Here is a 21,403-nt window from a genome sequence, read left to right on the forward strand (position 1 = left end):
CTTGTAAGAGATCTCTTACAAAGTAGTGAGTATATATCGATATTTAACTAAGAAAACTAGCAACAACAGCACCTAAACCATTGAAATAAAACAATACGTCTATTTTAACACCAATATTGCTGTGAGAAATTTGAGTTTCAGCCATTGCTGATAAATTGGGGATCGGTAATATGAATGGTGTCGGAAGGATGCTGACACGGAACAGGAAAACACCAAGGACTTGGTTATCTTCAGGATGAAGATTCGATTACTCAGGATGAATAATCGGCACGGATAGCGAAACTGGACATTGAATGGACGCAATAGTAACTAGGATGGTTGCTACTAAGGAAAGACAATGGACACCTCTGGACGAGGAAAGGACTGAACATCAGGATGATGTAAGGGACACCGCTCAAGGAACAAGTGACGCGCGCTAACGAGGATTGTTGGCAGATCAGGATAAGATCAAGGACACCGCTAGGAAGGCGACGAAAGGAATAAGCTGAAGGATAACAGCACACTATCATGGATTAGATGCATGGAGCACACTTAGTAGCCGGATTGCTGCGAGTAAGACTATAGACCCCGATGAGCGCAAGCTCTCGGGGTTTTTCTTTATCTGCTGTTTATAGCCTTGCGGGTACTCAGCCTAAGTATCGCTCAACAAAAAAGCCGCCCTAAAGCAGCTTTTCAAATCACTCTAGTTTTCTAGCGCTTAACCTAGCTTCTCTAAACGAGCGTAAGCAGTTACCAGCCATTTGATACCCTCGCCGTTGAAGGCCACCTGAACTCGGCTCTGTGGACCACTGCCCTCAAAGTTGATAATGGTACCTTCACCAAACTTAGGGTGTTTAACACGTGAGCCTAAGCTAAAACCAGTTTCGTTGAAGTTCTCTTTAACCGCGGTTTGTCCAAAGCGACCGCTACTTGCCGGACGACTTACCTGTGCTTTCATTCGTACTTCATCAAGACAAGTTTCAGGCAGTTCACGAATAAATCGTGATGGCTTGTGGTACTTATCTTGGCCATATAGGCGACGCATTTCTGCGTAGGTGATGTAGAGCTTCTCCATTGCACGCGTCATACCTACATAACAGAGACGACGCTCCTCTTCCAAGCGCATCGCATCTTCGGCAGACATCTGGCTCGGGAACATTCCTTCTTCGACACCAACCATGAACACCATTGGGAACTCAAGACCTTTAGCACTGTGCAGAGTCATCAATTGAACAGCGTCATCAAACTCATCGGCCTGACCCTCACCCGCCTCCAGTGCGGCATGAGTCAAAAATGCCGTCAGCAAGCTCATCTCTTCGGCTTCTTCTGGCTTCTCGAATTGACGAGTCGCCGTTACTAGCTCTTCCAAGTTCTCAATACGTGCCTTCGACTTCTCGCCTTTTTCTTGCTCATACATAGCAAACAAGCCAGACGACTTAATCACGTGGTCAGTCTGTTCATGCAGGCTCATCTCGTGAGTGTCATCTTCTAGTGCGTTGATAAGCTCGATAAATCGGCTCAATGCCCCTGCTGCTCTGCCCGCCAAAACCTGCTCTTCAAGAAGTGCGATACTCGCCTGCCACATCGTCGCGCCACGATCGCGCGCAGCAAAACGAATGGTCTCTAAGGTTTTATCACCCATACCGCGCGTTGGCGTATTCACCACACGTTCAAAGGCTGCGTCATCATTGCGGTTAGACATCAATCGCAGATAGCTCAGTGCATCTTTGATCTCCTGACGTTCGAAGAATCGCATGCCGCCGTAGATACGGTAAGGCAATCCACCTTGAATCAAAGCTTCTTCGAGTACACGAGACTGGGCGTTGTTACGATAAAGCATCGCCGTATCATTCAATGCTCCACCCTTGTCTTGCCACTCTTTGATTTTGCTCACCGTAAAGCGCGCTTCGTCGAGCTCGTTGTAAGCAGAATAAACTGAAATAGGTTCGCCATCGTTGCCGTCTGTCCACAACTCTTTACCCATACGCTCAGTGTTATTCGAGATCAGTTCGTTCGATGCTTGCAAAATGGTCTTGGTTGAACGGTAGTTCTGCTCCAGACGAATGGTGGAGGCACCTGGGAACTCATCTAAAAACTTTTGGATATTCTCAATTTTAGCGCCGCGCCAGCCGTAGATTGATTGGTCATCATCACCTACGATCATCACTCGACAGTCAGGACCAGCCATCATGCGCAGCCACGCGTATTGAATGTTGTTGGTATCTTGAAATTCGTCGACCAAAATATGCTTAAAGCGCGCTTGGTAGTGTTCACGAATGTGCTTTTTATCACGCAGAAGCTCATGACAACGCAGCAAGATCTCAGCAAAATCGACCAATCCAGCACGATCACACGCCTCTTGATACGCAGCGTAGATCTTAAGCCAGGTCTTGGTGACTGGGTCATTGTAGGTATCGATGTGGCTTGGACGTAATCCTTCGTCCTTCTTACCATTGATCCACCAAGAGGCCTGTTTCGCTGGCCACTGTTTCTCATCGAGATTTTGCGCTTTAATCAGACGGCGCAATAAACGAATTTGATCATCGGAATCAATAATCTGGAAGTCTTCTGGCAATTTCGCATCTAAGTAGTGAGCGCGCAAAACACGGTGACAAATACCGTGGAAGGTTCCGTTCCACATACCTGAAGAGCAGCCCATCATCAGCTCATCAATACGACCACGCATTTCAGCGGCCGCTTTGTTGGTAAAGGTCACCGACATGATAGAAAACGGCGACGCCTGCTCAACAGTTTGCAGCCAAGCAATACGGTGCACCAACACTCGCGTTTTACCACTGCCTGCCCCCGCTAGGATCAGCAAGTTTTCTAAGGGTGCAGCCACCGCCTCACGCTGCTTGTCGTTGAGGCCGTCGAGTAAAAGCGAAGGATCAATCATTTGGGTTTGCTCACTACTGGGTATTTATACATAAAAGTTGATTATAACCTAAACACAGAGCGCAGTTTAGGAGAATAAGAAGAAAAAATATCCAAAAATAAATTATTAATAATCATAATCTTACATATTGATATATCATTTATTTCTATAAATCTTCAGTTCTTTTGAAATTATTTCTTAGTTCTTCCTATCCTTTTTACTAAGCAAGTTAACAAATCCTTAACCTGCTCAATGTAAACAACAATTAAGTCTAGAGGGAATGACTATGAAAAATTCTAATCTTGCTGTAACTGCTGCAATCACAAGTGTACTAGCGTTTGGTGGTACTGTTCTAACTTCGGCTCCTGCTGAAGCGGCAGCGAAAGAAAAGTGTTATGGCGTGTCTAAAGCTGGTCAAAATGACTGTGCAACTAAAACAAGCTCATGTGCTGGTACAGCAAAAGAAGATAACCAAAGCGATGCATTCGTTGTCGTACCTAAAGGGCTTTGTGGCAAGCTTACTGGCGGTAGCACTCAATCTTCATAATATCCGCAGTAAACCAGGTGAGCATACCTATCAGCTCACCTGGATTGTTCCACCCACCGAAGGAGAATACTTTTGGCTCATCCTCTACACCCGCTGGCAGGCGTGGGTTTAAGAACACCTCACTTAGATTATTTTAGCCACAACTCACACAAGGTCGATTGGTTAGAGATCCACAGTGAGAATTACTTCTCCCCACATGCCCAAGCCACCAAGCAACTAAGAGCAATTCGCCAGGATCATCAAATAAGCTGCCATGGTGTCGGGTTATCTTTAGGTTCTGTTGAGCGTATTAGTCAGCGTCACCTAAATCAGCTTCAACGTCTGATTGATGATATTCAGCCCTTCTTGGTGTCTGACCATCTCAGTTGGAGTCAAACCGGTGGCCATCACTTTAACGACCTGCTCCCACTTCCTTACACAGAAGAAGCGCTTGATGTGTTCTGTCGGAATGTATTGGAAGTTCAAGACGCCCTGCAAAGACCGTTACTGATTGAAAATCCTTCCAGCTATCTCGCCTTCAAGCATTCGACGATTCCTGAATGGGAGTTCCTAGCCGAGGTTCAACAACGGACTGAGTGTCGACTACTATTAGATTTCAACAATATTTTCGTCTCTTCATTCAATCACCAATTCAGCTGTGACACTTATTTAGAAGGAATTCCTGCCAGCGCCGTCGATGAGATACACCTTGCTGGGTTCACCAAGAAGCAGCTAGAAGATAGTGAGATCTGGATAGACACCCACAGTAAACCCGTTTGTGATGAAGTGTGGCAGCTTTATAGCCACTGGATCATGACACACGGCACGCGGCATACATTAATCGAATGGGACTTAGATATCCCCGAACCAGAAGTGCTCCTCGGCGAAGCCGAAAAGGCGAGTAACCTGCTGTATCAGTGCCAAAGCGTCCAGCCAATAGAAGGCCAAGCATCATGAATTCCTTAGCAGAAGTACAACATGCATTTGGGCAGGCGCTGCGCTATCAGGGTGATGATACTCAATGCCAAGTCGTCAGCGACCACTTCTCAGATAGCCAACGACTACAGATCTATCGTAATAACTTTGTGATTAGCGTGAGCGATGTGCTCGCTGCCACCTACCCGTTGACACTGGCTTTGGTTGGAGAGGAATGCTTTGCTCAACTTGCTCGTCATCATGTACTCAATACGCCTCCTCAATCGGGAGATATTTCTGAGTATGGTGAAGATTTTGATGCGGTAGTGAGTGAGTTTCCTGCCGTGATTGATGCCGCCCCCTATTTAGCGAGCATGATTCAATACGAGTGGCATAAAGATGCATTAATGCGAGCCGAACCCAATCTGAATATTGGCACACAGTATCCACTGGCCGCTCTCTCTACGATTCCAGCGCAGCAACATGGTGAGCTGATATTTCACTTGTTCTCTGATGTGGTTCTACTCAGCTTTGACTATCAAGTTATGACACTAGAACAGGCGATGATCCATGAACAACTTGATGGTTTAGATATCGCCCAGCCCGAGTTTGGTGCGCTACAGAAAATGAACAACCACACCTTGGAACCCCATATTGTGACGCGAGAAGTTTTTCAGCTTCTGCAAGCCTTCCAAGCCCAACACACGCTCGCTGATATCGACCCTAAATTGCTACCCCATCTTAATGAGGTTTTAGCACTCAATATCATCTCTGGCTTTTCTATTGGCGACGAATAGGAGAAATAAAATGGACAATAACACCGTGACCAACATGATGGCTCAATACGACGGGCTGGTTGATAAATTCCAAGCTCTATTTGTACCTGCATTACTGCTGTTTTGTCGCTTGTGGGTAGCCTGGGTATTCTTCAACTCTGGCCTGACTAAGATCGCGACTTGGGATAGCACGCTATTTCTATTCGAACTCGAATATCAGGTGCCATTAATCCCTTGGGAAATGGCAGCCTACATGGGCACCGCAGCTGAACTCATTCTTCCAGTATTCATTGCATTAGGATTGTTAAGTCGCCCAATGGCCGTGATCTTGTTTGCTTTCAACATTATTGCTGTTGTCTCTTACCCTGTGCTTTGGGAACAAGGGTTCTACGACCACCAACTTTGGGGATTGATGATACTGATCGTCATCGTTTGGGGTGCGGGACCATTCTCGCTTGACCATCTCCTAAAGAGACAGTTTCGCAGCTAGACACCATCCCTTGAGTTACTAAACATCAAGATCAAAAAAACCACTCCTTTGAGTGGTTTTTTTACCAAGCAACATCACGTCATTACTTGTTTAGAAATGCTTGCAGGTCTTCTGCTGAAATACCTTGCTCGACCATCTCTTTTGCTAACAGCTCAACTTGCTCACCTTTACGATCTTCAATCACGCTTTGAAATTGAAAAACAATGTCACGCAGTGTGTTGATAGGAACCTGTTTAGCAGCGCTGCGAATACGCTCGCCGCTCTGATTACCAAGCTCGTTTAGCAATTTTCCAAACATGACCTTTTCAGGGGCGTCTTCCATTTGCTCTAAGACGCGTGCCATTTCGTAGGTTGTTAATGACATTACAGTATTATCCGTTGTGATACTCACAGTTTAATGAGCGATAAATATACCATGTTTTAACGATGGAAAAACTGTCCATCTGTATAATTTGTCATCCAATTGACTTACGCCTGCTTAAGCACGCCATGCCAAGATCTACCGGCCTTACCAAACAGTATAAATAGAGCTGGAACAATCAGGAACATCTGCAGTGCAATCATCACTTGAGGCTCCAATTGCAAACGCTGCATGGTACCAACGAGTAGACCAGAGCCACTCATTTGAAACAGACCTAGCAATGCAGCCGCGGTGCCCGCACGGTCACCAAACGGTTCTAATGCTTTACCTGCTGACGCACCCAGAATCCATGCAAAGCCAACCGATGATAGGAAGATTGGGAACATGAACGCGAGTGCTGTCGCATGGTTCGCCAATACCAACATCAGTGCGCCTGCTAAGCCCAACAGAAGAATACCAACTACCAATGTCTTGTATGTACCAAAGCGATCCATGAACTTAGGTGCTGTGAATGCCGCAATGATGTTGAATGCTGCATTGATACCAAACCAGAAGGTAAATTCGTTCATGCTCATGCCGAGGCTTTCCATCAGAACCACTGGCGCCGATGTTACATACGCTAAGATCACCGCCATAGCCATCAAACACAGAGATGCGTGGAAAACAAACGATGGCGTTTTTAGAACGGACCAATAACGCTCAAGCTTAAATACCGCAACCTTTTCTGTTGCCGGGTTGGTCTCTTTCATCTGGAAGAAAAGAATCGCACCTACAACAACGGCAAACCCAGCCATAAAGCTGAAGTTTGAGCGCCAACCAAACTCTTGGGTTAACCAACTACCTAAAATAGGTGCTAGAGCAGGAATGAAACAGATAGCTCCGTTTAGGTAGCTGATCATCTTGCCACTTTTTTCTGGACCAAATAGATCGCGAACTGTTGCGAACGCGGCAACAGATGTTGCACACGCTCCTAATCCTTGAAGCAGTCGAGCCATCAACATCATATCAATAGACTGAGCGGCCCACGCCAAGCAAGCGCTCACTGCATAGATGCTGATACCGCCAAGGGCAACAGTTCGGCGACCTAATTTGTCCGCAAGAGGGCCGGCAAACAGTTGGCCAACACCCATCGCGAATAGGAACCAGGTAATGGTGTCTTGTGCTAACGCGTGTTCCACGTGAAACGTCGCAGAGATTTGAGGTAAAGCTGGTAAGTAAATATCGATCGCCAATGGGCTGAACAGAACAAGCATAGCCAATAGTGCTACTTGCAGCTTACTCGGGGATGGAAGCACATTCGAAGACACACGATTCTCCTAGTTAATAAATTATGTTGCGCATCATAACCAACTAAAGATATGAACAAAAATGGCTTATACTCATTACCATTATTCCCATATGGAAAATCTCATGAATCTCGAAAAATTGTCTCGAATTGACCTCAATTTACTAGTTTGCTTGCAGGTTCTCCTCGAAGAGCTCAGTGTCACCCGCACCGCTCATCGGCTTTGTTTAAGTCAGTCAGCCGTCAGTAAATCATTAGCAAAGTTAAGGGAGCAATTCGACGACCCGCTGTTTACTCGTAGCGCTCATGGCTTACGTCCGACACCTAAAGCTGTCTTCCTTAAGCCGCGCTTGGAGAACTTGATTAACCAACTAGAGGTGCTCTCTCAGCCAGAAACTTTCACGCCCTACAATAGCGATCACAGCTTCCACATCGCCGCAGTTGAGAGTGTTTATCCGCTTATCCTGCCACACTTCTTACCCGCAATTTTCCAACAAGCACCGCACGTTAATATCAATACCCACGCGTGGACCGAGCAAACCTTCAAGAAGCTTCAGCTTGGCGAACTTGATATTGGATTAACCGGCAAAGACATCGACATCAATGACGCGCGGCTCACCATGCTGCCACCCGATGATATCTGTGAGCAAGAGATCTATCGCGATGCGCAGATGTGTGTGTTGAGGCGCAACCACCCTGCTCTTGAAAAAAATTGGGATTTAGAAACTTACCTTGCACAGAGACATGTGCAGGTAAGGTGCGATGGTAATGATCGCTGGCTGCTCGATTATAAGCTTGCTGATATAGGTCGACAGCGTGATATCGCAATCTCTGTACCTGACTTTAATAGCGCCGCTAGCTTGTGTACCTACACCGATTTTGTGTTCACAGCACCGAGCCATTTTACTTATCTTGTTGCTAAACAGATGGATCTCGTGGTCGTGCCGCTGCCTCTGGAATTCCCGCCAATGGCATACACTCTGTTCTGGCATAGAGACAGAGAAAACGACCCTGCTCTAACTTGGCTGCGAGATATCATCAAAGAAAAAACTCTACACCTTAGATAAAAATGACGTACGCCGTTTGCTCTCTTACGATAAAATGAGTAGCTTAACTGTCGATAGTCCTTTTTGGCTCATCTATGGCCAGTTGTATTCCAGCTCAATTGAAATATCGACTTTGTTCAGTTGAACTATATTTTGCGTTAAGCCGATGAATACAGCGCCCACACCTGAGCATCAAGGAGCGGTAATTTGAAGGAATAAACACAGATGCATAACGATACTCAAAGCCGCGTGAATGCAATTCGCGAATGGCTAGCACAACACAATATTGACGCCCTACTTGTCCCACACGAAGACGAGTACTTGGGTGAATACGTACCGGCTCACAATGAGCGCCTACATTGGCTAACAGGCTTTACGGGTTCAGCCGGCGCTGCTGTGATCACTAAAGACAAAGCAGCAATGTTTGTCGATGGCCGCTACACAGTACAAGTGACCAAACAGGTTCCTGCGGAACTTTTCGAATATCGTCATCTGATTGAAGAGCCTGCTCTTGACTGGATCAAAGAACAGCTTGCTCAAGGTGCATCTGTTGCTATCGACCCTCGAATGCACAACTCTGCGTGGCTAGACGTAGCTCAAGCTAAGCTAGCTGATGACATTGAACTTAAGATATTAGAAAGCAACCCTATCGATGAGCTGTGGAGCGACCGCCCTGCACCGGTTGTTTCTGACGTACGCCTAATGCCAACAGACGCTGTTGGTCAATCAAGCGAAAGCAAGCGCCAAGAGATCGCCGAGCTTGTTAAAAAAGCAGGTGCTGATAGCGCAGTTATCACAGCGCTAGACTCTATCTGTTGGCTATTGAATGTACGTGGCTTAGATGTCTCTCGCCTGCCTGTACTATTGTCTCACGCTATCCTCCACTCAGATTCTAGTGTTGAGTTCTTCCTAGACCCAGCACGTATCCCAGCTGAGTTTGCTGCTCACGTGGGTGCTGGTGTGACCGTCCATCACCCAGAAGCACTTCAATCTCGTTTAGAAGTGCTAACAGGCAAAAACGTTCTTGTGGATCCAGCGACCAGCAATGCTTGGTTTAAACTGGTGCTGCAAAACTCAGGCGCTAATGTAGTGAGCAAAGCTGACCCATGCCTAATGCCAAAAGCAGCAAAAAATGCAGTAGAAATCGCAGGCATGAAAGCGTGTCATGTTCGCGATGGTGTTGCGATGACTCAGTTCTTATGTTGGTTAGATGTAGAAGTTGCTGCAGGTAACCTACACGATGAAGCGACGCTATCAGACAAGCTCGAGGCTTTCCGTCAACAAGACCCAACACTAATGGATCTAAGCTTTGATACCATTTCTGCTGCCGGTGGTAACGCAGCTATGTGTCACTACAACCATGAGAATCAACCTGAACTAGGTAAGCTTGAGCTAAATACGCTTTACCTTGTTGATTCAGGCGGTCAGTACCTAGACGGTACAACCGATATCACACGCACCATCGCGATTGGTCAGCCATCACAAGAGATGATTAAGCAGTTCACCTTAGCACTAAAAGGTCATATTGGTGTGGCTCGTGCTCGATTCCCGAAAGGTACACGCGGTTACCAAATCGATACCCTTGCTCGTCAGCACCTTTGGGCTGAAGGCTACGATTACGACCACGGCACCGGTCATGGTGTAGGTCACTTCTTAAGTGTCCACGAAGGTCCTGCTAGCATTTCGAAGAAGCAAATTGATGTACCTATTACTGAAGGTATGGTGCTGTCGAATGAACCGGGTTACTACCGCGCAGACGCATTTGGTATTCGTATTGAGAACCTAGAGTTAGTTGTTGAAACACCAACTCAGGGTGATTTCCCTGTACTGTCGTTTGAGTCACTAACGCGCTGTCCAATCGACAAACGCAACATTAACGTTGATATGTTAACTCGCCCTGAATTGGCTTGGCTTAACGATTATCATCAGAAGGTATGGGACGACATCAGCCCACTTGTAGAGGGTGATGTAAAAGAGTGGCTTCAAGCTGCAACCCTACCATTAGCGCATTCTTAATCTCATTTGCTTGAGACTATTTTCCCGCGATCTAAAAGGCTCTCCATTGGAGAGCCTTTTATTAACGGTAACCGAGTAGTTTTATGCCAGATGTTCAAGAATGTTTCACGTGAAACACTCCATACTGTGGTTAACCTGAATACGCCGAATGCCAATCACGCCATACTGGATCGAACCCCTTATCACGAATCATCCCTTCGACAGATGCCGCACTTCTCTCGTCACTGATCTCAAACTGCTCTAACTCGACATCGTCCATCGCATAGCCACCGGGCTGTGTTTTCGACGCTGCTGACATAGAGGTGACTCCGAGTGGCAATACATTGTCTCTAAATGCAGGTGATTCGCGAGTCGATAGTGACAACTCTACCTCTGGGTTTAACAAGCGATACGCACAGATCAATTGCACTAACTGTTTATCCGTCATCACTGATTTGGGCTGTAAAGCACCCTCACAAGGACGCAAACGTGGGAACGAGATTGAATAGCGAGTCTGCCAATAGGTTCGCTCCAAGTAATCTAGATGTGCAGCCACATAGAAACAATCCGTGCGCCACTCCTCTAGACCGATCAACGCACCAATACCGATTTTATCGATACCTGCTTTCGCTAAGCGATCTGGGGTATCAAGGCGATATTCGAAGTCAGTCTTGTTGCCACGCAAGTGATGCTCACCATAGGTCGATGGATGATAGGTCTCTTGATACACCATCACCGCATCGAGACCTAAAGTCTTGAGCTCTACATATTGCTCTTGGTCGAGTGGCTGCACTTCCATCGCAAGGTAGTTAAACTGGTCCTTAATCATCGGCACTATTTCACGGAAGTATTTCATCCCTACTTTGGTTTCATGCTCACCAGTTACCAACAACACGCTATCAAATTTCATCGCTTTGATGGCGTCAATTTCTGCGGAGACTTCATCACGGTCAAGTGTCTTGCGCTTGATGCGGTTCTCCATTGAGAAGCCACAATAGGTACAAGCGTTGGCACACAAGTTCGACAGGTACAAAGGTATGTATAGCGACATCGTATTACCGAAACGCTTGCGCGTCAGTGAGTACGACAGCTGTGCCATTTGCTCTAGATAAGGCTCAGCAGCCGGTGAGATTAACGCTTTGAAATCTTCCAAGTCGCGCTTAGGCTTGTTCAAAGCACGCTCTACATCTTGCGCAGTCTTGGCATAAATCGACATCGAAATGTCATCCCAATTGAGCTGTTTAAATTGTTCAACAAAACTCATGGTCACTCCTCGCTCATCAGTTAAAGCTCATCTAAGAATGACGTCAAAGGGCTCGATGCCACAGCGTGAGATACCTTACCTGCTAATCCAGCTTCATAAGCCATACGACCAGATTCAACAGCCAACTTAAAAGCTCTTGCCATCGCAACCGGATCGCTTGCAGCAGCAATCGCGGTGTTTACTAGCACCGCATCCGCACCCATCTCCATTGCGCGCGCCGCATGAGAAGGCGCGCCTATCCCAGCATCAACTACTACGGGCACGTTAGCTTGGTCGATAATGATTTCGAGGAAGTCGTGGGAGACGATGCCTTTATTCGAACCGATTGGTGCGCCCAATGGCATTACCGCAGCACAACCTACTTCTTCTAAGCGTTTACACAACACTGGGTCAGCATGGCAATAAGGAAGAACGATAAAGCCTTCACGTACAAGTTGTTCTGCTGCGGCTAGCGTTTCGATTGGGTCTGGCATTAAGTATTTTGGATCTGGGTGAATTTCTAGCTTGAGCCAGTTGGTCCCCAGAGCTTCGCGTGCAAGTTGGGCAGCAAATACGGCGTCTTTTGCCGTTTTAGCGCCCGAGGTGTTCGGCAATAAGCTAACACCTGCCTCTACGAGAGGCTGTAAGATATCATCTTGTTGGTCGTTAACATCGACTCGTTTCAGAGCCATGGTAGCCAGTTGAGAACCAGAAACTTGAATCGCCTCTGTCATTAAACCACTGTTTGCGAATTTTCCTGTTCCGGTGAACAGTCTCGATTCGAACTGCTTATCTCCAATACGTAGCATCTCAGTTATCCCCCTGCAATTGCTTGAAACAGAGAGATACTATCTCCCTCACATAATACGGTGCTTGCCCATTCGCTGCGTGGAACAACGCTATTGTTGATGGCAAACACGCAGCCCATTTCTGGTAATTCAAATTGAACAATCACTTGCTGAAGATTGGACTGACTCGCGACCTGTTGCTGTTGTTCGTTGATAGCGACAGTGATCATCTCACCGCCTTCAAGCCCGTCACTCAGGCTTTGTTGTACTGTTGTCATTTGTTTTAATTCTCTATGTTCTCGACGATTGCTTCTTAAGCAGAGCATCGAAAGCTATTGCTACTGCAAGCAGAGCCTCAATAGCTTCATCACTCTCATGGAGCAATGTGCTCTGGGTGTTCAGGTACTAACGACATACCTGACAGTTGTTGTCTTTTGGTACCATCATCTGTTGCCACTGCATTCGCAAGCCATCAAAGATATGCAGCTTACTTGTCGCAACATGAAACTGGCCCGTAGCGAGTTTTTGAATCGCCGCCAGTGCTTGGTAATTTCCTAACGTCCCTACGACCGGACCAATCACGCCACTTTCGCTGCACTTTTGAGCCTGACTCAGTTCATCGAATGGATATAGGCAGCGATAACAAGCCGACGTAGGTTGTAAGTCTTGATAGTCAAAGACAGCAAACTGCCCCTGCCATCCAATTGCTGCAGCGGAAATCAGCGGCGTTTTTTGCTCATAACAAGCTCGATTAATCATCTGTCTCGTTGGCATGTTATCGCTGCAATCAAGCACAACGTCGGCAAGCATGATCTCGAGTGACAGCTGATTCTGGTCAAGGCGCTTTTCAATAGCACGAACCTGCACCATCGGATTGAGCTCAAACAATTGCTTTGCGGTCGCTGCTGTTTTGGTTTGTTTTAAATCTTGCTCACGATAGATGATCTGCCTTTGTAGATTGCTGCTCTCGACAACATCATCATCAACGACGACAAGCTTCCCAACACCTGCTGCGGCTAAATACAGACTCGCTGCACTACCTAATCCACCACAGCCGATAATGAGTACGTGAGATTGACCAAGCTGGGCTTGGCCTTTTTCACCGACTTCTGGGAGAGCGACTTGACGTTGATAGCGCAAAAACTCCTTATCATTAAGCACACACTTCCCCTACTTCATTTGATTGAGTCACAGTGAATGTCTGCTGTCTTTCTCGCATCAGGTTGCTAAAGAAATCAATCACAGCCTGTGGGTCGTCAGATAAAGTAATAGCTCTAACCACAGCTAAGCTTGTTACCCCAGACTGCCAAACCAGATCGGCATTGCTTTGGTCGATACCGCCAATTGCCACTGTTGGGTAACCCAGTTGCTCAATGGCTTGCGTTTCCTTACGGCCAGTTGCTCCATAAGGAATGGTATCAATCAGCTTTTGATATAAAGCCAAACGCACAAGACCTTGAGGTTTAGAGGGCATATCTTTGGTTGTGGTTGGGAAGATATGTCCTAATGCAATGTAGCTTGGGTGGATCTGAACAATACGTAGTAGCTCATAGTAACCATGGGTTGATAGACCCAGTCGAATACCCGCCCGGCTCAATTGTGCCAGATTGGATTCTTCAATATCTTCCTGACCAAGATGTACACCATAAGCGCCATGCTTGATCGCCAACTGCCAATAGTCATTGATGAAAACTTGGGCATCGTATTGTCGACCTAGTTCAATCGCTCTTTGCACCTGTTGCTCTAAGTCAGCTTGTTGCGGATTCTTGATGCGTAGTTGGATGGTGTTAATCCCCATAGGCAATAAACGCTCAATCCAATCCACATCATCCACTACTGGGTACAGCCCAAGACTCTGCTTTGTCAGTGTAGGAAAGCTAACGGACTCCCCCTGTGCAGACCATCCGACTTGAATGCCCAACCGCGCATCCTCAAGAACTGGAGTCGGGAATGCTGAGAAGTGGTATGCCCAATCAATGGAATGATTCACTGTTCGTGTTCTGTCAGACAAAGCCGATGTTTCACGTGAAACATCTCCCTGCGGAGACATCATTGCACGCGCCAGAGTTAGCGTATCTTCAATAGGGAAATCGAGGATTAGCAGCGTTAGCACCCACGCGAAGTGACTCCCAGCAACAAGGTTGGAGGCCTGTTGAGAGGTGACGGACAATGCTCTGACTTCACCGTTGATGGGATGACGCCAGATATCAAGGTGTTTGCCATCACTGTGTTCAGGTTGATCGGCAACGCCTATGAAAACTGAGCCAACGGCTCGCTGTGCGCACGACTTAATCGAGAGCTCTGAGCGATAGAGGAAGCGATAATCCGTTGAGCTATCTAACGCTGACGTTTGAATAATATCGCTAGAAATCGATGTAATGAGTTGGTCTTGAACAAGTTCAACACATTGAGTTGGGCTTACACCCAACTCGATGCTGTCGATACTAAAACCCTGCTCTTTCGCCAACAACAAACATTGCTGAACTAAACCGGTTAGCTCAATCAATGATGACGGAATAAGGATTCTATTCATTACTCAACCACCTCTGATGTTGCAGCTGGGTGATAAAGCTCCGAGCCAGTGTCGCGGAACTCTTGTGACTTTTGACGCATCCCCTCTAGCGGATCATCAAGTGTCTTGATCGATATTGCTTGGTCAGCGGCAACCTGTTCCGTATCTTTAGCGTACTCACGCACCTCTTGTGAGATCTTCATAGAACAGAACTTAGGTCCACACATAGAACAGAAATGAGCAACTTTGCCAGACTCTTGCGGCAAGGTTTCATCATGAAAAGCGCGTGCCGTTTCAGGGTCGAGAGATAGATTGAATTGGTCTTCCCAGCGGAACTCAAAGCGGGCTTTAGATAAGGCGTTATCACGAACTTGTGCACCCGGATGACCTTTGGCTAAGTCACCAGCATGAGCGGCAAGCTTGTAGGTAATCAAACCGGTTTTAACGTCTTCTTTATTTGGTAAACCAAGGTGCTCTTTTGGTGTTACGTAACACAGCATTGCACAGCCATACCAACCAATCATGGCAGCCCCGATGCCCGAGGTAATATGATCGTAGCCCGGTGCGATATCCGTTGTCAGTGGACCTAGAGTATAGAAAGGTGCTTCATGGCAGTGCTCTAGCTGCTCATCCATGTTCTCTTTGATCATATGCATTGGTACATGGCCCGGCCCTTCAATGATCACCTGAACGTCATATTCCCAGGCAATCTTAGTCAGCTCACCTAGAGTACGAAGCTCAGCAAATTGGGCTTCATCATTCGCATCAGCAACAGAACCCGGACGCAGACCATCACCCAATGATAGAGCGACATCGTACTTAGCACAGATCTCACAGATCTCACGGAAGTTAGTGTAAAGGAAGCTCTCTTGGTGATGAGCCAGACACCACTTAGCAATGATAGAACCACCACGCGACACAATGCCAGTAACACGCTTTGCCGTCATTGGTACATAACGAAGCAGCAAGCCAGCATGAATAGTGAAGTAGTCAACGCCCTGCTCTGCTTGCTCAATTAAGGTATCACGCATCACTTCCCAGTTAAGGTTTTCGGCAACACCATTCACTTTCTCCAGCGCTTGATACATAGGCACCGTGCCGATTGGCACTGGGCTATTACGCAGAATCCACTCGCGCGTCTCATGGATGTTGCGACCGGTCGAGAGATCCATAACCGTGTCTCCACCCCAACGCGTCGCCCATACCAGTTTCTCGACTTCTTCTTCAATTGATGAAGACACCGAAGAGTTACCAATATTGGCATTCACTTTCACAAGGAAATTACGGCCAATAATCATCGGCTCAGATTCAGGGTGATTGATGTTTGAAGGGATAATTGCACGGCCTTCAGCGACTTCTTTACGCACAAACTCAGGCGTAATATCTTTCGGTAGGTTTGCCCCAAAGCTTTGACCTGGGTGTTGCTGAGTTAAGACTTCATCACGATACATTGCTCTTCCCATGTTCTCACGAAGAGCAATGTACTCCATTTCTGGGGTAATGATTCCCTTACGCGCATAGTGCATTTGAGTTACACACTGGCCACCTTTAGCACGTCGAATACGTGGTAGATTGCCGTAACGAAGTTCGTCTAAGGTTTCATCTTCAAGGCGCTCTTTGGTGTATACCGAGCTAACGTCATCTAAAAGTTCTGTGTCAGCACGTTCTTCGATCCACTCTTCTCTGAGCTTAGGTAAGCCATGATATAGGTCGATTTCATGCTCCGGGTCAGTGTACACACCTGAGGTATCATAAACTCGAATAGGCTCATTAGGCTCAAAGATAGGCGCTTCTTTGGTGCCGCCAATGAGGCTGTCTGCCAAAGAGATCTCACGCATCGGGACACGAATATCGGCACGGGAGCCTTCAACGTAAACCTTGGTTGAATTTGGGTACGGCTGTACCGAGAGAGTTTCTATAAACTGTTTTGCTTCCAGTCTCGCTTGCTTGCGATTCGACATAGCATTTTTCCTTGCTTCGTTATTCTAGATAATAAATTCGGATAAAAATGCTTGGCGGAAAGATGCGACAAGAGGAGCTGAACATCGGCATACCTATGGCAGGTAAAAGCGGCCTAATGCTTAGCTAAATGATAGGTCTGCTAGAGAGAATTCCAGCAAGGATATCTTCTCTTGTTCCCTTCGCAGGTATTAACCTGATCAGGTTCAACGGATCCCGAATGAACGGTCTCAGCCTTATGGCACTCCGACAAGTGAATTCAGTATATAAAATCGGCTTGGTTAAACCAAGCCGACCTGTGTGAATTTGATGTGAATATAGAGAACTAGATCTGAAATACTAACTCTTAATTAATAACTGAAAGCCGATCCATGCAGCTGAGATGCTTAATACAACATTCAACAGTACATTGAGTCCCATTTTGAAAAATGCCCCTTGCTGCATTAACAACACATTATCCATAGAGAAAGTCGAGAATGTTGTTAGTGCTCCGAGAAAGCCTAACCCAATAATCTGACGCCACGGTTCCGTTGCAACCATTTCGTTCTCAAACGCAGCAATGAGTAGACCCATAATAAATGAACCAACAACATTCACTGTCAGAGTGCCGTACGGAAAACCACGCCCTAATAGCACCACACACAGCTCAGAAATTAAGTAACGAGAGCACGCACCAAATGCACCGCCGATGGCGATAAACCCTAAAATTGAAAACTGACCCATAATTCCCCCACATAAGACTTAAGGATATTCTAGCCGGACTCGATTTTTTTTCGAGATAATTTGTGAATAAATTACTTGGATAAATTTCAAGATTAAAAAGTTACAGGTGTCACTTTACTTCGATATAACCCATTAAACCGGTCTTCATGTGCTCAATGACATGACAGTGATACATCCAACGCCCCGGGTTATCAGCAACAAACGCAGCTTTTGCACTGCCATTTTTACCGAGTAAAACCGTATCAGTATGGAATGGCTCTTCGACTTTTTTTCCATCCAGCTCAAGCACTGTAAATGTATGACCATGAATATGGATCGGGTGGTGATACTGAGTCACGTTCTTGAGATCGAAAATGTATGTCTTACCCAACTCTAGAGTCGCGAGTGGTTCAGGAATATTGTCTTTACTCATCCCTTCCCATGCGCGTTTATTGGTAAGCCAAAATTTAGGCATCGACTTGCCATCTTTTCCTGTTGGACTGATCGCACCTTCCCACTCAAACAGAAAATCGATTTCGGTGGCATTCTCGAGGTCTAGGTTAGGAACCGGATTGAGTGGTAAAGAAGGTAATGTCTGTCCAGAAGGCAGGTTCGAGTCCACGACTTCTAATGAACATAACGAGAATGGAAAGCGTCCTTTCATTTGTAAGACGTCTATGGTGTTGCCCTTGGCTGGAGCCACAAATCCGATATCCACTCGCATACCCGGGCCAATCTTGTGTTGTGTTAGTCGATAAGGCGTTTTGACAGGATTACCATCGATAGCAATAACCCAAGCCTCTACACCTTCGACCGCAATAGGATAAGTAATCGTATTATCGACATTGGCGATTCTAAGACGTGTTGTCGCGTGTTGCTTGATTTGGTATTTCGGCTCGTGAACACCATTTACGCTACTCCACTCACCAGGAGTACCCATACGAGCACTCATTCGTGGGATCATCAAATCTTTCCATTGCCCTTGCTTATCAAGATGCCAATGTTTAAGCATCAGTGGTAGCTCTTCATCAAAAACCACTGGTTGTGCTTCTTCAACAATAATCAGTCCGACTAGCCCCATACCAAGCTGCTTGACGCTATTCATGTGTGGGTGATACCAAAAGGTACCCGCATCTGGCGGCGTGAACTCATAAACAAAGGTCTCACCCGGCATGATTTGTGGCTGACTTAGGAATGGTACGCCATCCATTTCAATCGGAATTCTGAGACCATGCCAGTGAATGGTGGTTGGCTCTAATAGCTTATTGGTGAAACGAATCACCACTTTTTCACCCTGACGACAACGGATAGTAGGAGCAGGAATCTGACCGTCAAAGCCAAGTACTTTGGTCGTGTACCCTGGCACTAGCTCAGCTGTTGCAGGCTCCGCCGTCAGGTCATACACGTATCGTCCTTTTTCATCGACAGATTGAGTAACACTACAAGCGGGTAAAATTGATAGCGCTGATATAGCAATAGAAGACTTAATAAACTGACGACGAGAAATATCCATACTGTTCTACTCTTAAATTAACCTGAACAAAATGTAACAGATTATTAATAACAATTCTCATTACGATGCCAATTTTGAGTCTTAGATAACCCTGTGAAATTAACCGGTTCTTAGAATGACACAAATAAAAAAAGGAGACGTTTCCGCCTCCCATATAAACAATACGACAACTACAAACTATTGAAGCTTAAAGCGATCAACAATCGCCAGCAGTTGCTTGTTGCTATTGGTTAATTGAACCGTGCCTGCAGAGGCTTGAGCACCATTGTCAGTCAGTTCATTCACCATCCCTTGAATCGTTGTCATATTGCGGCTCACTTCATCGGTCACCGCACTTTGCTGGCTCGCTGCTGTAGCGATCTCAAGACCAAGATCATTAATACGCACTATCGAGTTAACCATTACGTCTAAGCTCTGATTAACATTCTCTGTGGTATGAGCGGTCTCTTCACAGCGCACTTTAGTGTCGTCCATTGCTTTGACTACCGTTCTCGTACCCTCGTTAAGATTTGCCAACATACTATTGATTTCAGAAGTACTCTGTTGCGTTCTCGCAGCAAGCGCACGAACTTCGTCAGCAACCACGGCAAAGCCTCGACCTTGCTCCCCTGCCCGAGCAGCCTCGATCGCTGCGTTGAGTGCAAGCAAGTTAGTTTGATCGGCAATCTCACCAATAACAGTCAGAACAGAACCGATCTTTTGAGAGTCTTCGTTCATCGATTGAATGCTTTGCGCCATGGCTTCCACTTCGCCGACTAATTCAGCCACACTGCGAACAGCGCTTGCGACAACCTCTTTCGATTGGCTAGCCTCATCGTTCGTCATCTTAGTGAATTCAGCCGTCTTAGAAGCGCTCTCTGCAACACTATCAGCCGTTGAATTCATCTCTGCCATAGCAGTAACCACCTGCGTGGTTTCCATCGCATGAGAGGTCAATACAGCTTCATTGTTATGAGTCTGCTCTTCAAGCAAATGGATGTTTTGCGAGATCTGATTTGAAGCACTGGTTACCTCAAGCATCATACTTTGAAGGTTGCTAATAAAGGTATTCACAGCTTGTGCTATCTGACCAAGGTCGTCTTGAGAGTGGACTTCTAGTCGACGGGTTAAGTCACCATGCCCTTGCGATAAATCTAATATGGTGCTCTTTAAGGCCAAAATAGGTCGATATGCATAGTTAAGAATCACTAAAAAGATCGCACAGGAAATCACAAGCAGGATAACGGTAGAGTAAAGAGCAGTCTCTAATGCTTCATCCATTTCGGCATAAGCGATCGACTTATCGACACCTACGAGTAGATGCCAAGTCACTGCATCATCAATTCGAATAGTTTGGAAGAAGGCCACTTTGTCTACCCCACCTAGGCTGTAGTCTTGCATACCAGATGGGAGAGACAGTAGAGAATCGGTTAATGGCTTAAGATCAGCAAAATCATAGAGCTTTGTCTCACCAGGAACATCAACTTCACCATTAGAGGCAATCGTTAGACTAGTTTGGTCATATAGACCCATCATAGCCCCAGGGAAAGGTGCTTTTCTTACCAGTTCATCAAGCAGTGTAAGTTCGATATCTGCAAGTAATACGCCTTGTAGTTCACCCTGTGCATAAAAAGGCTCAGCAATACTGACCATTAAGCTTTTCGTCAAAGCATCACTGTAGATATCGGTAACAATCGTGTCTCGTTTGGCAACTGCTTGTTTATACCAATCTCGAGACCTTGGATCGTAATTTGCCACGTCGCGTTTACCGCTATTATTGCCGTAGGAACGACCATCTTCATAACCAACTAAAATATCTGAAGCCGGAGAAGTATTAGCTATCTGTCTGATCATCAGAAGAATTTGTTGGTCATTGTTAACTGAGACGAAGTCAGGGGCATTTGATACTAAGCCAGATTTAATAGTATCTAACCAAGTTGTAATTGTGTCGCTAGTGGTCTCAATCTTCAGCATCGAATATTCATTAATCCGTTCTTCAATTGATGCTGAGAGTTGTTTATAGGATAGGTAACTCGATACCGTTAATGACATTGTAATTAAGAGAATGACAACGGTAACCACTCTTCCCTTAAAGCTACTTAACACATTCATTTTTAAGCTCTATTTTATAAATTTGAACAAATGTATCACTATTGAGACTTAACTTAATTACATTGCAATAAAGTTAATATATCGATCACACTTTATTGCACATCAAAACATCAATTAGGTGAATACCAATCAGTCAGTAAGCTTTTGAAATTACGAAGATTAAGGCTAACGTTACAAGATTTGATAGGACTTGCTACCAAGCGGGATGACACTCCAGATCGCAATACGCGCAGTTTTGGTAAATAGGGGAATCCGCTGCTCTGCCAATTGTGGTTTCTTTGTGTCAGAAAGCAAAAAGGCTCTAGCATTTCTGCTAGAGCCTTAATATGGCAGGGGTGGAGAGATTC

Annotated in this window: 18 protein-coding genes and 1 riboswitch; of the genes, 6 read left to right on the forward strand and 12 right to left on the reverse strand. The window is 46.0% G+C overall.

Features of this window, described 5'->3' with window-relative positions; all coding sequences use genetic code 11:
• Nucleotides 1–697 precede the first annotated feature (697 nt).
• Entirely contained in the window at nucleotides 698–2,875 is a 2,178-nt protein-coding gene (gene uvrD / locus KI655_RS20205; protein WP_285408210.1) for a DNA helicase II, read from the reverse strand.
• Nucleotides 2,876–3,140: 265 nt separating this feature from the next.
• Here uvrD and KI655_RS20210 point away from each other — a divergent pair, with 265 nt between their 5' ends.
• From KI655_RS20210 to KI655_RS20225, 4 genes are all read left to right on the forward strand, one after another.
• Nucleotides 3,141–3,401: a DUF2282 domain-containing protein gene (locus KI655_RS20210; RefSeq protein WP_032552258.1), complete on the forward strand. Its 261-nt coding sequence runs from the start codon at nucleotides 3,141–3,143 to the stop codon at nucleotides 3,399–3,401.
• Between the two features lie 72 nt (nucleotides 3,402–3,473).
• The gene (locus tag KI655_RS20215; protein ID WP_285408212.1) at nucleotides 3,474–4,337 is read left to right on the forward strand and encodes a DUF692 domain-containing protein; all 864 of its coding nucleotides are present in this window, start codon (nucleotides 3,474–3,476) and stop codon (nucleotides 4,335–4,337) included.
• Complete coding sequence (locus KI655_RS20220) at nucleotides 4,331–5,092, forward strand: DNA-binding domain-containing protein (RefSeq protein ID WP_285408231.1); 762 nt, start codon at nucleotides 4,331–4,333, stop codon at nucleotides 5,090–5,092. The genes KI655_RS20215 and KI655_RS20220 overlap by 7 nt, the downstream gene beginning before the upstream one ends.
• A 10-nt stretch (nucleotides 5,093–5,102) precedes the next feature.
• Nucleotides 5,103–5,561, forward strand: a complete 459-nt coding sequence (locus tag KI655_RS20225; RefSeq protein ID WP_285408213.1) for a DoxX family protein — start codon at nucleotides 5,103–5,105, stop codon at nucleotides 5,559–5,561.
• Nucleotides 5,562–5,643: 82 nt separating this feature from the next.
• Here KI655_RS20225 and KI655_RS20230 read toward each other — a convergent pair whose 3' ends face one another.
• Together KI655_RS20230 and KI655_RS20235 are read right to left on the reverse strand one after the other, a co-directional pair.
• On the reverse strand, nucleotides 5,644–5,925 hold the full coding sequence (locus tag KI655_RS20230) for a hypothetical protein (RefSeq protein ID WP_285354144.1): 282 nt from the start codon (nucleotides 5,923–5,925) through the stop codon (nucleotides 5,644–5,646).
• A 104-nt stretch (nucleotides 5,926–6,029) separates the two neighbouring features.
• Entirely contained in the window at nucleotides 6,030–7,229 is a 1,200-nt protein-coding gene (locus tag KI655_RS20235; RefSeq protein WP_285408214.1) for a multidrug effflux MFS transporter, read from the reverse strand.
• 103 nt (nucleotides 7,230–7,332) lie between these two features.
• On the opposite strand from KI655_RS20235, the gene KI655_RS20240 reads away from it, so the two are divergent.
• Together KI655_RS20240 and KI655_RS20245 are read left to right on the forward strand one after the other, a co-directional pair.
• Complete coding sequence (locus tag KI655_RS20240) at nucleotides 7,333–8,274, forward strand: LysR substrate-binding domain-containing protein (RefSeq protein ID WP_285408216.1); 942 nt, start codon at nucleotides 7,333–7,335, stop codon at nucleotides 8,272–8,274.
• 204 nt (nucleotides 8,275–8,478) lie between these two features.
• A complete protein-coding gene (locus KI655_RS20245; protein ID WP_285408218.1) occupies nucleotides 8,479–10,269 on the forward strand; it encodes an aminopeptidase P family protein in 1,791 nt (596 codons plus the stop codon).
• 130 nt (nucleotides 10,270–10,399) lie between these two features.
• Here KI655_RS20245 and thiH read toward each other — a convergent pair whose 3' ends face one another.
• The 9 genes from thiH to KI655_RS20290 all read right to left on the reverse strand — a co-directional run bounded on the left by thiH (nucleotide 10,400) and on the right by KI655_RS20290 (nucleotide 21,056).
• Nucleotides 10,400–11,512 (reverse strand): 2-iminoacetate synthase ThiH, encoded by a 1,113-nt coding sequence (thiH, locus tag KI655_RS20250; RefSeq protein WP_285408220.1) that lies wholly within the window; start codon nucleotides 11,510–11,512, stop codon nucleotides 10,400–10,402.
• Nucleotides 11,513–11,532: 20 nt separating this feature from the next.
• Nucleotides 11,533–12,300: a thiazole synthase gene (locus KI655_RS20255; RefSeq protein ID WP_285408221.1), complete on the reverse strand. Its 768-nt coding sequence runs from the start codon at nucleotides 12,298–12,300 to the stop codon at nucleotides 11,533–11,535.
• 5 nt (nucleotides 12,301–12,305) lie between these two features.
• Complete coding sequence (gene thiS / locus KI655_RS20260) at nucleotides 12,306–12,509, reverse strand: sulfur carrier protein ThiS (protein ID WP_373417304.1); 204 nt, start codon at nucleotides 12,507–12,509, stop codon at nucleotides 12,306–12,308.
• A 175-nt stretch (nucleotides 12,510–12,684) separates the two neighbouring features.
• Nucleotides 12,685–13,440 carry a thiazole biosynthesis adenylyltransferase ThiF gene (gene thiF, locus KI655_RS20265; RefSeq protein WP_285408223.1) on the reverse strand — a complete coding sequence of 252 codons (756 nt, stop codon included), beginning with the start codon at nucleotides 13,438–13,440 and terminating at the stop codon, nucleotides 12,685–12,687.
• Nucleotides 13,433–14,812 carry a thiamine phosphate synthase gene (locus tag KI655_RS20270; RefSeq protein ID WP_285408225.1) on the reverse strand — a complete coding sequence of 460 codons (1,380 nt, stop codon included), beginning with the start codon at nucleotides 14,810–14,812 and terminating at the stop codon, nucleotides 13,433–13,435. Before KI655_RS20270 ends, thiF begins: the two co-directional genes overlap by 8 nt.
• A complete protein-coding gene (thiC, locus tag KI655_RS20275) occupies nucleotides 14,812–16,752 on the reverse strand; it encodes a phosphomethylpyrimidine synthase ThiC (RefSeq protein ID WP_285408226.1) in 1,941 nt (646 codons plus the stop codon). The genes KI655_RS20270 and thiC overlap by 1 nt, the downstream gene beginning before the upstream one ends.
• 158 nt (nucleotides 16,753–16,910) lie before the next feature.
• Nucleotides 16,911–17,009: riboswitch (TPP riboswitch) on the reverse strand.
• Nucleotides 17,010–17,089: 80 nt separating this feature from the next.
• Complete coding sequence (gene crcB, locus KI655_RS20280) at nucleotides 17,090–17,473, reverse strand: fluoride efflux transporter CrcB (protein ID WP_255229588.1); 384 nt, start codon at nucleotides 17,471–17,473, stop codon at nucleotides 17,090–17,092.
• Nucleotides 17,474–17,582: 109 nt separating this feature from the next.
• Nucleotides 17,583–18,965, reverse strand: coding sequence for a multicopper oxidase family protein (locus KI655_RS20285; RefSeq protein WP_285408228.1), 1,383 nt, complete (start codon nucleotides 18,963–18,965; stop codon nucleotides 17,583–17,585).
• A 177-nt stretch (nucleotides 18,966–19,142) separates the two neighbouring features.
• The gene (locus KI655_RS20290; protein ID WP_285408230.1) at nucleotides 19,143–21,056 is read right to left on the reverse strand and encodes a methyl-accepting chemotaxis protein; all 1,914 of its coding nucleotides are present in this window, start codon (nucleotides 21,054–21,056) and stop codon (nucleotides 19,143–19,145) included.
• Between the last annotated feature and the right edge of the window lie 347 nt (nucleotides 21,057–21,403).

Source organism: Vibrio sp. D404a, from assembly GCF_030248535.1.
In the GTDB taxonomy this organism is placed as follows: Bacteria; Pseudomonadota; Gammaproteobacteria; order Enterobacterales; family Vibrionaceae; genus Vibrio.